Below are 13,811 nucleotides of genomic sequence, written 5' to 3'. Positions count from 1 at the left end.
TGTCGGCATGACCGACCGGGACCGTGACGAAGCCGGACGAGCCCGCAACGCGCGCCCTCGGGACGGTCTCGGCAGGCCGCTCCCGTACGGCGCCGACGGGGTCGAACGGCAGCCCGAGGGCATCGAGCGCAGCCCCGAGGACACCATCGCCGAGGCCCAGCGCCTGCTCGACGCGGGGCGCCCGTTCCACGCGCACGAGGTGTTCGAGGACGCCTGGAAGGCGACCGACGGGGCGGAACGGGAGCTGTGGCGCGGCCTCGCGCAGCTCGCCGTGGGCCTGACTCACGCGGCGAGGGGGAACGGGAACGGCGCGGCGTCGCTGCTGGAACGCGGCGCGGACAACATCGAGCCGTTCCGCGAGGCCCGGCCGCACGGGATCGACGTTCCGGGGTTGCAGGCCTGGGCGCGGGAGATGGCCGGAGAGGTGAAGGTGCGGATCCGGGTCGAGCCGGTGGCGCCCCGCCTGCTGGGCACACCTTGAGTACTCGACATACCGCGAGTATGTTACTTCGAGTAGGGATACTGCTCAGTAGGTAACGGCGGGAGAAGCGCGGATGAGCGAGCCCAGGGAATTGCTGGCCGAATCGCTGAAACTGCGCTGCGGCGCGATCCTGCCGAACCGGCTGGCCAAGGCCGCGCTGAGCGAGCAGCTCGGCGACCGCCGCAACCGGCCGACCGCCGAACTCGCCGAGCTGTACCGGACCTGGTCACGGGGTGGCGCCGGAACGCTGATCACCGGAAACGTCATGGTCGACCCGACGGCGCTCGGCGAACCTCGCAACGTCGCGGTGCCTCGGGAACCGGACGCGACCGAGTTCAAGCCGTGGGCGCGCTCGGCAGACGGGACCGAGACGCGGTTGTGGGTCCAGCTCAACCACCCCGGCCGCCAGAGCCCCCGCTTCCTCTCCCGTCAGCCGGTCGCGCCGTCGGCGGTGCCGTTCGGCGACCGCGGCATCCGGTCGGTGTTCGCGACGCCCCGCGCCCTCACCGGTGACGAGATCGAAGCGATCATCGACCGCTTCGGCGTGGCCGCGCGAACCGTCGTCGACGCCGGGTTCGCCGGTGTCCAGATCCACGGCGCGCACGGCTACCTCGTCTCGCAGTTCCTTTCGCCGCTGACCAACCAGCGCACCGACGGCTGGGGCGGTGACGCGCTCCGGCGGCGCCGGTTCCTGCTGGAGGTGGTCGCCCGGATCCGGGGCGAGGTCGGCGACGGCGTGCCGATCGCGGTCAAGCTCAACAGCGCGGACTTCCAGCGCGGCGGCTTCAGCGAGGAAGAATCGCTCGAAGTCGTCCGCGAACTGGGCGAAGCGGGCATCGACCTGCTGGAAGTCTCCGGCGGTACCTACGAGAAGGCCGCCATGATGGGCTCCGGCAAGACGAGCAAGGCCAGCACTGTCAGCCGCGAGGCCTACTTCCTCGACTACGCCGCGAAGGCGCGGCAGGTCACCGACGTCGCGCTCATGGTCACCGGCGGCTTCACCAGCCCTGAGGGAATGGCGGACGCGCTGCGCTCCGGGGCGCTGGACGTCATCGGGCTCGGCAGGCCGCTGGTCGTCGATCCTGCGTTGCCCGGCCGTCTGCTGGCGGGGGAGGACGTCCGTGCCGAACGCAAGGCGCCGAAGACCGGGATCCGGCTGGCCGACAGCCTGCTCGAGATCCAGTGGCACACCCAGCAGATGCACCGGGTGGCCGCCGGGAAACCGGTGGACCGGCGGCTCGGCGCGGTGCGGGCGCTAGTACGCGCCGGAGTCGCGGATCCGCTCAACGCCTTCCGGCGTGTCCGGGGCTAGTTCATCCACCGGGTCAGGGGCCAGGTAGTCGTCCGGTTCGTCGCGGCGGTTGAAGGTGCGGTCGAAACCGACCGCCGCCGCCGCGAGACCGATGAACAGCACGCCGATCAGCACGCAGTTGAACGCGACCCCGCCGTAACCGTTGATGCCGGGGTCGACGAACGGGTACGGGTAGAACCCGATGATCGCGCCGCGCACCAGCGTGACCGCGAGCCAGCCCAGCGGGTACAGCAGCGACCACGACAGGATCCGCCACGAGAGCTGGCCGCGCGGCCCGAACAGCAGCCAGCCCGCGACGCACATCAGCGGTGACACCTTGTGCAGCATCGTGTCGGCGAAAACCGCCCAGCCGTGCAGTTCGTAGAGGTCGGCGAGCGCGACCTGGAAGACGACCCCGGTCACGGTGATGCCGACGAGGCCGGTGAGCCGCAGCACGCCGAACAGCGTCGACCGGCCGGCGACGCCGAGCGCGAGCAGCAGGCTGCCGACGCCGACCAGGATGTTCGAGTCGATGGTGAAGAAGGCCAGCAGGTTGGCCACCCGTCCGGCCGGGGTGTGGAAGCTGCCGCCCTCGGTGCCTGCCGAGACCGGGATCTGGGCGGCGAGACCGGCGATCACCACCAGCGCGGTCGCGCCGAACCAGGCACGCGCGATCTTGGAAGCCTGCATTCTGCCTACTTTATGGGTGATCACACCGGAACGTCCCGTCACCACCACCCGCCGCCACTCGATCGGGGTCGGGACGGCGCCGGGCCGTCCCGGCCACCGGGTCATATCGTGGGAAACGATGGACGTCGAGCGCAGGCCCGGACGCCGCGGGCGGGTCGCGCGGGGTCCGGCGGAGGACAGCGGACCCGTCGCCGGGTTCGCGCGACGGCTGTGGGAGCTGAAACGCGCCGCCGGTGACCCGTCCTACGATCGGATGCGCGACGAGTACGGCGCGCTCGCGTCGAAGTCGGCGCTTTCGGCCGCCGCTCGCGGAGAGCGCCTGCCCAGCTGGGAGACCTCTTGGGAGTTCGTCCGCGTGCTGGCCGCCGGGGTGCTCGGCGGTGACGAGGACGAGGTCCGTCACGAATGGCGCGGCGAGTGGGAACGCGCGCGGGACGCGCTGACCGGTGCGGCGCCCGAACCGGTTCCGGAGCGTTCGCGGCGGACGGCGTTCGTCCTCGCCGGGGCCGTGGCACTCGTGCTCGTCGCGGCGCTGGTGTTCGTGTTCGCCGCTCCTTTCGGTTCCGAGCCCGCCGCTCCGGTCGGTGACGCGTCCGAGTTCGTCGCCGACGTGACCGTGCCCGACGGCAGCGAGGTCGCGGCCGGATCGACCTTCGTGAAGACCTGGGAGTTCCGGAACGCGGGAACGGTCGGATGGGTCGGCCGCTATCTGGTCCGCGCCGGTTCGTTCGGCAACCCCGGCGAATGCGGCACTCCCGAACGCGTGCCCGTCCCGCAGACCGCTCCCGGCGAACACGTGCGCGTCTCCGTCGAGGTCCGCGCGCCGGACAGTCCAGGGCATTGCCAGGTGTACTGGAAGATGGCCGACGACCAAGGGCACATTCTGTTGCCGAACACCCGTGCCGTGTTCTTCTCGGTCCGCGTCATTTGACCTTCGGCGCCGGTGGCCAAAGCGCTGACCTGCGTGGACATTGTTCCGGCGGCCATGGCCATTTCGCGGCCGTGAATCGCTTTCCGAGTGGCCGCCGTCGCCTTTAACGTCATCGGCGTTCGGGAATTCCGGAAGGGGATTTTCCGAAACACTCTCACATTATTCGCGGAAAGGGAATCCATGCGTCCGTACGTCAAGGTCGCCGCACTGGCCGGGGCCACGCTCACCGTGGCGCTCCTGCCGGTCACCGCCGCGCAGGCGGCTCCGGCGCCCGCTTCGGGCAGTGATCCGATCATTACCTGTGAATCCGGCTATCACGGCTGGATGCGCCGGGCCGGGAAGGACGCGATCTGCCTGAAGCCGGGCACCCGCACCTGGGACGTCAAGGTCTTCGAATGCGCCGGGGATCTGACGGTGCATTTCAAGAACGGCGAGAAGGCCTATTGCGGGGGGAACCTGAAAATCGGCCTCGACCTGGCCGTCCAGTCCAATGTCGTCAAAACCGTTGTGGGGAACCGATGAACAAGAAACTGCTCACCGTCGTCCCGGTCGCGCTGGCTGGCACCCTGCTGATGGCACCGTCCGCTTCGGCGGCGTCGAAGGTCTGTGAGGGCGGGCCGCTGATGGGCGCGTCGACCAAGGTCGTCGAGGTGAGCGCGGGGCAGAGCATCGACATCACCGTGCACAACCACGACTACCGGGGAATGCTCGTCCAGATCATCGACGACACCTTCGACAAGGGCCTCTGGAGCGGGGCCATCGCGCCGGGCAAGGAGCACACCGTCAAGCACGGCGTGCTCGGGGAGCCGCCGGTGTATCACAAGATCCGGTTCGAGGTGACTTCCAACCTCTCGAACAACTACACCTACAAGATCTCGTCGGATCGCTGCTACTGATGCGTTTCGTCCTCGCAAGCAGGTGACGAAACGCGGCGGTGGGCGGTGGGTCCAGGGTGGTCGTGAGTGGCGATTCGTGTTCTGACCCCACTTGCCACTCACGACCACCCGTGCCGACGCCGGTGTCCCAGGTAGAGGGTCAGGCGTGTCGCGAAAGCCACTTTCGCGACGTCTGATGTCCCGAAAGTGGCTTTCGCGACACTGACGGCGGCCGTCGCGCGCGCAAGGACCGCATCCAGAGGACTAACTGCCGGGTTTGAGGAGGCCGCGGACGGTGTCGATGGTGTCGGCGTCGGCGGCCTCCTTGTCCGGCCGGTACCGCACGACCCGCGCGAAGCGCAGCGCCAGCCCACCCGGATACCGCGTGCTGACCTGGGCTCCGTCGAGTTCGATTTCGACGACGAGTTCCGGCCGCACGTGCACCGCCCAGTCCGTTCGATGCGTTTCGATCTCCTGGAACGTCTTCGTCTGCCAAGCCAGCAGTTCGTCCGTCATGCCCTTGAACGTCTTGCCGACCATGATCGGCGGCCCGCCGCCGGGGTCGCGCGCGCCGAGATGCAGGTTCGACAGCGTGCCGGTGCGCCTGCCGTGACCCCATTCCGCGGCGAGTACGACCAGGTCGATCGTGTGCACCGGTTTCACCTTGAGCCACGCGCGCCCGCGGCGGCCCGCCGCGTACGGCGACGCGAGATCCTTGACCATCACGCCCTCGTGCCCGGCGGCCATCGCCGCTTCCAGCACCTCCGCGGCCGACGACGGCGCGATCTCGCCGGGGATCACGTGCTCACCGGCGACCTCGCGCAGCGCGGCGTTCCGTTCGGACAGTGGCGCGTCCAGCAGGTCCGTGCCGTCGAGGTGCAGGCAGTCGAAGAAGTACGGCCGCAGCAGCAACGCCTTGACCTGCTCCTCGCGGGTGCTCCCGAACCGGCTCATCGTCTCCTGGAACGGTCTCGGCCTGCCGTCGTCGGTCAGGGCCAGCGTCTCGCCGTCGAGTACCACCGACGTGCAAGGCAGTGAGCGCACGAGGTCCACCAGTTCGCCGACGCTGCCGGTGATCTCCCGCAACGTCCGCGTGTAGACGTGCACCTCGTCGCCGTCGCGGTGGACCTGGATCCGCGCACCGTCCATTTTGTACTCGACCAGCGCCTCGGCGTGCTCGGTGACAGCCTCTTCCAGCGACTCCGCCGGCGACGCCAGCATGGGCCGGATCGGCCTGCCCAGCGCCAGCTTGAACTCCGCCAGCCGTTCCCGGCCGCCGGTCATCGCGGCGAGGCCCGTCACCGGCAGCTGCCCGGACAGCATGAAGGCCCGCCGGACCTCCTCGGCCGGGATCTCGGCCGCCGCCGCGATGGCGTCCACCATGATCCCTTCGAGCGCGCCCTGCCGCAGCTCGCCGGTGAGCAGCCGGAACAGGAACTCCTGCTCGTTCTTCGTCATCTTGGTGAACAGCGCCCGCAAGGTGTCCGCGCGCAGCTTCACCGAGCCGGAGCCGGACGCCGCTCCCACCGTGCCGAGCGCCGTGTCGACCTCGGCCACGGTCAACGACGGCTCGGCGGCCGGAGCCGCGTTCAGCTCGGCCAGGGTCCGCCAGCCGGTGCCGACGCGGCCCTGCGTCGGCTGTCCGGTGAGGAACGCGACGACCGCGGGAAGCTCCAGCTCGCCCGCGGCGCGCAGCAGTGCGGCCAGGGTGGCGATCTTCGCCTTCCTGGACCTCGTGGCGGCCAGTTCGGCCGACGCGGTCACCACCGCGGTGAGCAACATGGGTCCATCATGAACCCGCGCACCGACAGTTTCGGCGCCGAGCGGGTTCAGGCGTGCGCGGGATCGGCGACCCAGCTGGCGAGCAGGCCGAGCGCCCGCTCGCTTTCGGAGCCGGGCTCGGCGGTGTAGATCACCAGGGCCAGGTCCGGATCGTCGGGCAGCCGCAGCGTCTCGTAGCGCAGCCGGAGCTCACCCACGATCGGGTTGATCATCACCTTCCACGAGTGTGCTTTCTCGCGCACGGTGTGCTTCGCCCACAGCTTCCGGAACTCCTCGCTGCCGAGGGAGAGTTCGCCGACGAGCTGGGCGAGGTACGGGTCGTCCGGGTACTTCCCGCTCTCGGACCGGAGGTTCGCCACGACCTCCTTCGCCACCGTCGCCCACTCCGGGTGCATCTCGCGGGCGTGCTCGTCGAGGAAGAACATCTTCGGGATGTTGCGCTCGCCGGGCGTCCTGCCGCCGAAGTCGAAGGACAGCGCGCCGCCGAGCGGGTTCCAGGCCAGCACGTCCAGGTAGCGGCCGAAGACGAACGCCGGGGACTGGATCGCGTTCAGCATCAGCTGCAGTTCGGGCCGGATCCGCTGCGCTCGCGGCCGCGCGGCGCGTTTGCGCTTCGGGGCGGCCAGATTGCGCAGGTAGGTTTCCTCATCGCGGTGCAGCCGCAGCGCCCGGCTCAGCGACTCGAGGACGGAATCGGACACGTTGCGCGCCCGGCCCTGCTCCAGCCGGGTGTAGTAGTCGACGCTGATCCCGGCCAGCTGTGCGAGCTCCTCGCGCCGCAGCCCGGCGACCCGCCGCTGGTTGAACCCGGTCGGGAGGCCGAGGTCGGCCGGATCCAGTGCGGCCCTGCGTGCCTTGAGGAAGTCGCCCAGTTCGGCCGTCTCGGTCATGGTGACGAGTATCCCGGATCCGGCGGGCCGAGTGCCTGGTCCTGCTGGGACCAGGCACGCGCCGGGTCTCTCACCGGTACGGGATCACCAGGTCGTCGCAGGATTTCTCATCGGGAAGGAGCGGCCGGAAGACGACGAGCAGGCTCGTGTCCGCCGTCTTCCACCGGGTCGCGGGGGTGGCGGCCTTGGCGAGGTCCTCGGCCCGGCGCGCGGATTCACCTTCCAGGACGACGCAAAGACCACCGTCGACAGGCCGCGTGCCGAACGGCGCGAACGGCCACGGCCGCGCGTCCGGGGCAGGGCGGCTGTCCGAAGCCCAGCCGATCGCGGCGATTCGCGTCGGCCGATAAGCCTTCGGCACGGTTTCGGCTTCCTTCGCCACGTCGGCCAGTTCGTCGCGGAAGCCGGCGAGTTCGCCGGACGGGTTCTCGGCGCGGACCTGGCGCCGCTTGCCTTCCTTGTCGTACAGCGTGAAAACCAGCAGATAGCCGTCGGTCGTGCCGCTGTCGTCGGGGACGAATTCGTCGCGATCCAGGCCGGCGCCGTGAGCCGCGCTGTAGACGTCTCTCACCGCTTGATCGTCCAGCCGCTTTTCGCTGACGACCTGAAGTGACCCCTCGGGTTCGCCGGGAACGAGCAGCCGCCCGCCGCCGTACAGGCTGAATTCGGGGAGCAGGGCCGGTTTCGGGCTCGGCATGCCGACATAGGCCTTGGCGCGCAGAAGCACCGTTTCCGGACCCGCTGGTGGCGGAGTCACCGTTCCGCAGGCGGAGAGGACGAACACGAGCGCCGCCACACTCGCGCGGCGGATCACGGGCGCCCCGTCTTCAGATCCGAACAGGATGTTTCGTCCGGAAGAAGGGGGCGGAAGGCGACCGTGTACGTCGCTTCACCGCTTCGCCAAAACGTCGTGAACCGAGAGGAATCAGCCAGCGCCTTCGCTTTCTCGACGACGTCTCCTTCGAGAAGGACGCAGCGCTCGCCCCTCACCGTCGGCGCATCGGCCAAAGGCGGGAAGGGCCACGGCCTGACGTCGTCTTTCCTGCCCGAGAGCGGTACCGCGGTGCCGATGGCGGCGACCTTCCTCGGCACGTAGGGCCGTCCTGGCCCGGCGGCGTCCGACACCTCGCGAAGTTCGTCCAGGTAATCAGCGGCCTCTCCGAGAGCGCCGCCTTCCTCGCTTCGGGGCGCGTAAGCCAGCAGCCGGTACTCGTGATCCCGGCCGCCGTAGATGGCGAATTCGGTGGCCATGGCATCCGAGACGTTGTTCGCGTGGAGCGTGCTGTCGCGCGCGAGCCCGGCGTCGTAGGCCTTGGCGTAGAGAGCTTTCATCGTGGCGTCGTCCAGTCGTTTCTCCCGTGCTTCCGGCCAGACACGGCCGTTTTTCTCCGCGACGAGCAGCCTGCCGTCGCCGTAGAGGGTGTAGCTCGGGAAGTCCCGGAGTGACGCGCCCCAGGTCTGATAGGGGGTCACCCGGACCAGCGCCACCGCCTGCCCGAAAAGTGGCGGCAACGGAGCGGGCTGCTGGCCGCAAGCGGCCAGCAGCAAGAGCACGAAAGCGATCCCCAGGCGCATACCCGAGAGACGGAAGCGGCGCCCTGTCCGGTTGCGTCCGACTTATGGTCCTGTCTGGTGATCGTGTTCTGGCTCTGTTCTTTGGGCCAAATCGTCGACATCGTGAAGACGTGGACAGCGAACGAAGAAGCGTGACGGTCGGCGTACTGGGGGTGCTGATCGTCGGCGCGTCCGTACCGGTGACGGGAATGCTCGACGGCTACCCGGTCATCACCGGGCAGGCGCTGCGTTACGCGCTCGCGGGACTGCTCCTGCTGGCGTGGGCGCGGCTGCGCGGACAGCCGATGCCGTTGCCAGGCAGGCGCGACTGGCCCGCGCTGATCGCCCTCGCGGCGACCGGGATGATCGGTTTCCAGGCATGCCTGCTGTTCGCGCAGCGTCATGCCGAACCCGGCCTGGTCGCCGCGTTCCTCGGCGGCACGCCGCTCGTGCTCGCACTCGCCGCCCCGCTGGCCAAGGGGAAACGGTCGTCGTGGGCACCGGTGACCGGGGCCGTGCTCGCCGGACTCGGGATCGCCGTGCTGTCCGGCGGCGGCGCGGCGCGCTGGCAGGGGCTGGTGCTCGCGGCGCTGGCGATGGTGTGCGAAGCGCTCTTCACGCTGCTCGCCGTCGGCGTGCTCGAACGCCTCGGACCGCTGGCGACCGCGACCTGGAGTTGTTGCGCCGCGGGCGTCGGCGGGGCGGCCGTCGGCACGATCGCCGACCCGGCCGGTGCCTGGGCGTGGCCGGACGGGCGCGAACTGATCGCGCTCGGCTATCTGACGGTCGTCGTCACCGCGATCGCGTTCCTCCTGTGGTACTCGGCGGTTTCGGCGCTGGGCGCGGACCGGGCCGGGGTGCTGGTCGGGCTGATGCCGGTCTCCGGGCTGGCCGTCTCGCTCCTGCTCGGCATGCAGGATTTCCGGTTCTCCCAGCTGATCGGGGTCGCGCTGGTGTCGTCAGGCGTCGTGATCGGCCTGCGCCGCCGCGAGTTCGACGAGCTTGGCGCACTTGACGTCGAAATGCTTCACGACGTCGCCGCCGATGACCCCGACCATGACCGCGCGCAACGGGCCGCCGATCGTGACCTCCTGGACGAACTCCGTCCCGCCGTCGGCCGAGGCCAGCCGGAGCACGATGTCCATGGTGCCGCGGGGAATCGGCTGGCGGACGGCGACCTCGCGGTCCTGGATCCAGGACGTGATCGTGAACGGCTCCGCGACGAGTGAATGCACACGGCCGCGAACGAAACCCGTCGGCACGAAGAAACCGGTCGAGCCCGGTTCGGCGGGACCGTGCAGTTCGACGGTGCCGAGGTCGGGATCCCAGTCCGGCCACCGGGTGAGGTCGCCGAGGGACGGCCAGAGCGCGGACGGCCGGGCGGGCAGGATTTCGCGGGAGGTTCTGGTCCAGGTCATACCCGGACGATATACGGAACTGGCAGTCTCGTAAACTGGGTGCATGGCGAGAGGCAGGCCGAGGGAAGAAGGAATCGACGACGCGGTCCGCGGGGCCGTGCGGGCGTTGCTGACCGAAACCGGTTACCAGCGCTGCACGATCGACGCGGTCGCGGCGCGGGCCGGGGTCGGCAAAGCCGCGGTGTACCGGCGATGGCGATCGAAGGCGGAACTCGTGTTCGCCGCGGTGGTCCATCCCGTCGAGCTCGAACCGCCGGAGGACACCGGCTCGCTGCGGGGCGACGTGGCGGCGGTCCTCGAGGTGATCCAGTCCTCTTTGGACAGCGCGGAACTACGGCAGGCGCTGCCGTCGCTGCTCGCCGACGTCCGGGCGGATCCGGTGCTGGAAGCGCGGTTCGGGGAGGTCTTCCTCGGGCGTGAACGCGAATATCTGGTCCTGATGCTGGAAAGGGCCGTCGCGAGAGGGGAACTCTCACGACGGCCCGATCCGGCACTCGTGCACGCGATCTTGCTCGGCCCGGTGCTGACGTGGCTGCACCTGTTCACCGAGACACCGCCTTCGGGTGGGCTGGCGGCTTCGCTCGCCTCACCACTCCACGCGGCTGTGGTCGCTCTCGGCGCTTAGCGGCCTCCGCGCGCCATGCGGAGCACGTCGAGGGCTTCGTCCAGCTGGGCCTCGGTGAGCTTGCCGTTCGCGACGTGACCGCGTTCGATCACGACCTCGCGGATCGTCTTCAGCTCCTTGAGCGCCAGCTTCGCGATCGCGGCGGCCTCTTCGTAGCCGATGTACTTGTTCAGCGGCGTCACGATCGAAGGCGAACCCTCGGCGTACTCCCGCGCGCGGTCGGCGTTCACCGTCACGCCCGCGAACACCTTGTCCGCCAGCAGCCGCGACACCGCCGCGAGCAACCGCGCCGATTCGAGCACGTTGCGCGCGATCACCGGCAGGTTCACGTTGAGCTGGAAGTTGCCCGCCGCACCCGCGAAGGCGACCGCCGCGTCGTTCCCGATCACCTGGGCGACCACCTGCAGCGTCGCCTCCGGGATCACCGGGTTCACCTTGCCCGGCATGATCGACGAACCCGGCTGCAGATCCGGCAGCGCCAGTTCGGCGAGCCCGGTACGCGGGCCGGAACCCAGCCAGCGCAGGTCGTTCGCGATCTTGTTCAGCGACACCGCGACCGTGCGCAGATGCCCGGACGTCTCGACGACGCTGTCCTGCGTCGCCTGCGCCTCGAAGTGGTCACGCGCCTCGGTCAGCGGGAGCCCGGTCACCGAAGCCAGCTCCTGCGAAACGGCCGCGCCGAAGCCTTCAGGCGCGTTCAGGCCGGAACCGACCGCCGTGCCGCCGATCGGCAGTTCCCCGAGTCGCGGCAGGCCCGACTTCAGCCGCTCGACACCGAACCTGACCTGCGACGCCCATGCGCCCGCCTCCTGGCCGAAGGTGATCGGCACGGCGTCCATCAGGTGCGTGCGGCCGGACTTCACGATGTCCGCCCAGTCGGCCGCGCGCGTCTCGATGGCGGCGGCCAGGTACTCCAGGGCCGGGACCACGTCGGACAGCACGGCTTCCGTCGCGGCGACGTGGATCGTCGTCGGGAAGGTGTCGTTCGAAGACTGCGAAGCGTTGACGTGATCGTTCGGATGCACGTCGCGGCCCAGCGCCTTCGACGCGAGCGTCGCGATGACCTCGTTGGCGTTCATGTTCGACGAGGTCCCGGAACCGGTCTGGAACACGTCGATCGGGAAATGCGCGTCGTGCTTGCCATCGGCGACCTCGTCGGCGGCCTTCGCGATGGCCTCGGCGACCTCGGCGTCCAGCACGCCGAGCTTCGCGTTGACCCGCGCGGCGGCGGCCTTGAGCAGGCCGAGCGCGCGGATCTGGGCGCGCTCCAGGCCCCGGCCGGAGATCGGGAAGTTCTCGACGGCGCGCTGCGTCTGCGCGCGGTAGAGGGCGTCGACGGGGACGCGCACCTCGCCCATGGTGTCGTGTTCGATCCGGTATTCCTGTTCAGCCATACCCCAAGTCTCGCGCAGCGGCTCCCGGCGCGCTCCGTGTCTTTCGGCACGCGAGCGCTAGGATCGAATGTGTTCTCGATCACGCCCCCCACCACCTTCCGGGAGAGTGCCGAATGAGCGAGTCCGCTGGGGAAACGTCGTACGACCTCGTCATCATCGGGGCCGGTCCGACGGGTCTTTTCGCCGCCTACTACGCGGGATTCCGCGGTCTTTCGATGGCCGTCGTGGATTCACTGCCGGAGGCAGGCGGACAGGTCACCGCGATGTACCCCGAAAAGATGATCTACGACGTCGGCGGGTTCGCCGAGGTCCGCGGCCGCGATCTGGTGCAGGGCCTGCTCGACCAGGCCGCGCCGTGGAAACCCGCGTACCTGCTCGGGCGCAAGGCCGAAAAACTCGAAAGCGTCGAAGACGGCATCACCATCACCCTCGACGGCGGCCAGGTACTGCGCGCGGGCGCGGTGCTGATCACCGCCGGGATCGGCGAGTTCACCCCACGTCCGCTGCCCGCCGGTGACGGCTGGCTCGGCCGCGGCATGGTCCACTTCGTGCCCGCGCTGCAGGCGCACGCCGGTCAGCACGTGGTCGTCGTCGGCGGCGGGGACTCGGCGTTCGACTGGGTGCTCGCACTGCATCCGGTCGCCGCGAGCGTCACCCTCGTGCACCGGCGCGCGAAGTTCCGCGCCGCCGAGTCGATCGTGCGGCAGGCGCGGGACCTCGGCGTGCGGATCGTCACCGACGCCGAGGTCACCCGGTTCCTCGACCGCGACGGCGCGCTGGCGGAGGTCGAGGTCCAGGCCAAGGGCGCAGAACCCGAACTGCTGCGCGCCGACACGGTGGTCGCCGCGCTCGGGTTCACCGCGGATCTCGGGCCGATCGAAAGCTGGGGGCTCCAGATCGACCACCGCGCGATCGCCGTCGACCCGACCATGGCGACCCCGCGGGAGCGGGTCTACGCGGCGGGCGACGTCGCGGCGTATCCGGGGAAGGTGAAGCTGATCGCGACCGGGTTCGGGGAAGCGGCGACGGCGGTCAACAACATCGCGGTCGCGTTGAACCCGGACGCGCATCTGTTCCCTGGGCATTCGAGCAACGCCGAGTAGGGCGTCACGCGGGCGGTGCGATCTTTTCCGCGATCCACTGCGCGTAAGCCACCACCGAAGTCGCGATCGACGGCGAAGTCGCGCACACCGGGTCGGCGTTGCCCGGACGGCTGATCGTGCCCAGCAGCACCCACTTGTCGTCCACCTTGGCGACCTCCGGCCCGCCGGAATCGCCGTAGCACGAGCCCGATTTCCCGCCGGGATTGTCGGTGCACAACTCGACGGCGCCGTCGAACTTCGCGGAACAGCGCACGCCTTCGACGATTTTCGTGTCCAGTTGCTGCAGCTTCGCGGGGCCCTTGCCGCAGCCCGAAGTCGGGCAGGTCTGGCCCCAGCCGAGCAGCCGCGTCGGCGTCCCCGGCGCCACGACCGCCCCGAGCGTGATCGGCGCCGCCTTCACCGGTGCGGCCAGCCGCACCAGGGCGAGATCGCCGCCGGCGTGCTCGGGGTCGGGGTTGTAGGACGGGTTCACGACGACCTCGGCGGGTTTCGCGATCTCGCCGCCCTGGGTGTTGTCGTTGCTGCCGATCCGCACGCTCAGGTTCGCCGGGTTCTTGCTCTCGACACAGTGCCCCGCCGTCACCAGCCAGTCCGCCGCGATCAGCGCCCCGGCGCAGAAAGCCTTGCCGGAGGCCGAATGCAGCGACGCGATGAACGGATACGGCTCGTCGGCCTCTCTGCCGCCGACGAGGTCGCCCGCACCCGTGGCCTGCCCGACCGGCGTGAAGATCATCGCCGCGAGCAGGACCACGAGCACGCGCTTGAGCACGGATTCTC

General features: G+C 69.7%; 15 protein-coding genes and 1 pseudogene. 8 read left to right on the top strand and 8 right to left on the bottom strand.

Going from position 1 to position 13,811, the window contains the following annotated elements; genetic code table 11:
- Nucleotides 1-7 precede the first annotated feature (7 nt).
- Entirely contained in the window at nt 8-481 is a 474-nt protein-coding gene (locus tag AMYAL_RS0111415; protein WP_020631436.1) for a DUF309 domain-containing protein, read from the top strand.
- Nucleotides 482-554: 73 nt separating this feature from the next.
- Nucleotides 555-1,793: an NADH:flavin oxidoreductase/NADH oxidase family protein gene (locus tag AMYAL_RS0111410; protein WP_020631435.1), complete on the top strand. Its 1,239-nt coding sequence runs from the start codon at nt 555-557 to the stop codon at nt 1,791-1,793.
- On the opposite strand, the gene AMYAL_RS0111405 is transcribed toward AMYAL_RS0111410, so the two are convergent.
- Nucleotides 1,737-2,462, bottom strand: a complete 726-nt coding sequence (locus tag AMYAL_RS0111405; protein ID WP_020631434.1) for a Pr6Pr family membrane protein — start codon at nt 2,460-2,462, stop codon at nt 1,737-1,739. The two genes, AMYAL_RS0111410 and AMYAL_RS0111405, sit on opposite strands and share 57 nt — an antisense overlap.
- Nucleotides 2,463-2,478: 16 nt before the next feature.
- Between AMYAL_RS0111405 and AMYAL_RS0111400 the strand changes: the two genes are divergently transcribed.
- From AMYAL_RS0111400 to AMYAL_RS0111390, 3 genes are all read left to right on the top strand, one after another.
- A complete protein-coding gene (locus tag AMYAL_RS0111400) occupies nt 2,479-3,393 on the top strand; it encodes an NBR1-Ig-like domain-containing protein (RefSeq protein WP_245192881.1) in 915 nt (304 codons plus the stop codon).
- Nucleotides 3,394-3,480: 87 nt separating this feature from the next.
- A complete protein-coding gene (locus tag AMYAL_RS0111395) occupies nt 3,481-3,915 on the top strand; it encodes a hypothetical protein (RefSeq protein ID WP_245192879.1) in 435 nt (144 codons plus the stop codon).
- On the top strand, nt 3,912-4,289 hold the full coding sequence (locus AMYAL_RS0111390) for a hypothetical protein (RefSeq protein ID WP_020631432.1): 378 nt from the start codon (nt 3,912-3,914) through the stop codon (nt 4,287-4,289). Before AMYAL_RS0111395 ends, AMYAL_RS0111390 begins: the two co-directional genes overlap by 4 nt.
- 243 nt (nt 4,290-4,532) lie before the next feature.
- On the opposite strand, the gene AMYAL_RS0111385 is transcribed toward AMYAL_RS0111390, so the two are convergent.
- The 4 genes from AMYAL_RS0111385 to AMYAL_RS0111370 all read right to left on the bottom strand — a co-directional run bounded on the left by AMYAL_RS0111385 (nt 4,533) and on the right by AMYAL_RS0111370 (nt 8,515).
- Entirely contained in the window at nt 4,533-6,050 is a 1,518-nt protein-coding gene (locus AMYAL_RS0111385; RefSeq protein WP_020631431.1) for an ATP-dependent DNA ligase, read from the bottom strand.
- 47 nt (nt 6,051-6,097) lie between these two features.
- Nucleotides 6,098-6,940, bottom strand: a complete 843-nt coding sequence (locus tag AMYAL_RS0111380) for a helix-turn-helix transcriptional regulator (RefSeq protein ID WP_020631430.1) — start codon at nt 6,938-6,940, stop codon at nt 6,098-6,100.
- A 70-nt stretch (nt 6,941-7,010) separates the two neighbouring features.
- Nucleotides 7,011-7,754, bottom strand: coding sequence for a hypothetical protein (locus tag AMYAL_RS0111375; RefSeq protein ID WP_020631429.1), 744 nt, complete (start codon nt 7,752-7,754; stop codon nt 7,011-7,013).
- Complete coding sequence (locus AMYAL_RS0111370; protein WP_020631428.1) at nt 7,751-8,515, bottom strand: hypothetical protein; 765 nt, start codon at nt 8,513-8,515, stop codon at nt 7,751-7,753. Before AMYAL_RS0111370 ends, AMYAL_RS0111375 begins: the two co-directional genes overlap by 4 nt.
- Nucleotides 8,516-8,559: 44 nt before the next feature.
- Between AMYAL_RS0111370 and AMYAL_RS0111365 the strand changes: the two are divergent.
- Nucleotides 8,560-9,456, top strand: a pseudogene (locus tag AMYAL_RS0111365) (DMT family transporter); the annotation flags it as partial.
- Here the strand turns inward: AMYAL_RS0111365 and AMYAL_RS51060 are convergent.
- On the bottom strand, nt 9,454-9,912 hold the full coding sequence (locus AMYAL_RS51060; protein WP_425332188.1) for an SRPBCC family protein: 459 nt from the start codon (nt 9,910-9,912) through the stop codon (nt 9,454-9,456). The pseudogene AMYAL_RS0111365 and the gene AMYAL_RS51060 sit on opposite strands and share 3 nt — an antisense overlap.
- Before the next feature lie 43 nt (nt 9,913-9,955).
- Here AMYAL_RS51060 and AMYAL_RS0111360 point away from each other — a divergent pair, with 43 nt between their 5' ends.
- Complete coding sequence (locus AMYAL_RS0111360; protein WP_020631426.1) at nt 9,956-10,537, top strand: TetR/AcrR family transcriptional regulator; 582 nt, start codon at nt 9,956-9,958, stop codon at nt 10,535-10,537.
- Here AMYAL_RS0111360 and AMYAL_RS0111355 read toward each other — a convergent pair.
- Nucleotides 10,534-11,931, bottom strand: a complete 1,398-nt coding sequence (locus tag AMYAL_RS0111355) for a class II fumarate hydratase (protein ID WP_020631425.1) — start codon at nt 11,929-11,931, stop codon at nt 10,534-10,536. The genes AMYAL_RS0111360 and AMYAL_RS0111355 overlap by 4 nt on opposite strands.
- A 113-nt stretch (nt 11,932-12,044) precedes the next feature.
- On the opposite strand from AMYAL_RS0111355, the gene AMYAL_RS0111350 reads away from it, so the two are divergent.
- A complete protein-coding gene (locus AMYAL_RS0111350; protein ID WP_020631424.1) occupies nt 12,045-13,034 on the top strand; it encodes an NAD(P)/FAD-dependent oxidoreductase in 990 nt (329 codons plus the stop codon).
- A 4-nt stretch (nt 13,035-13,038) separates the two neighbouring features.
- Here AMYAL_RS0111350 and AMYAL_RS0111345 read toward each other — a convergent pair whose 3' ends face one another.
- The gene (locus tag AMYAL_RS0111345) at nt 13,039-13,803 is read right to left on the bottom strand and encodes a S1 family peptidase (RefSeq protein WP_020631423.1); all 765 of its coding nucleotides are present in this window, start codon (nt 13,801-13,803) and stop codon (nt 13,039-13,041) included.
- Nucleotides 13,804-13,811: the final 8 nt, after the last annotated feature.

This window comes from Amycolatopsis alba DSM 44262 (assembly GCF_000384215.1).
GTDB classification, from domain to species: domain Bacteria; phylum Actinomycetota; class Actinomycetes; order Mycobacteriales; family Pseudonocardiaceae; genus Amycolatopsis; species Amycolatopsis alba.
This window is presented reverse-complemented; position numbering and strand designations above follow the sequence as displayed.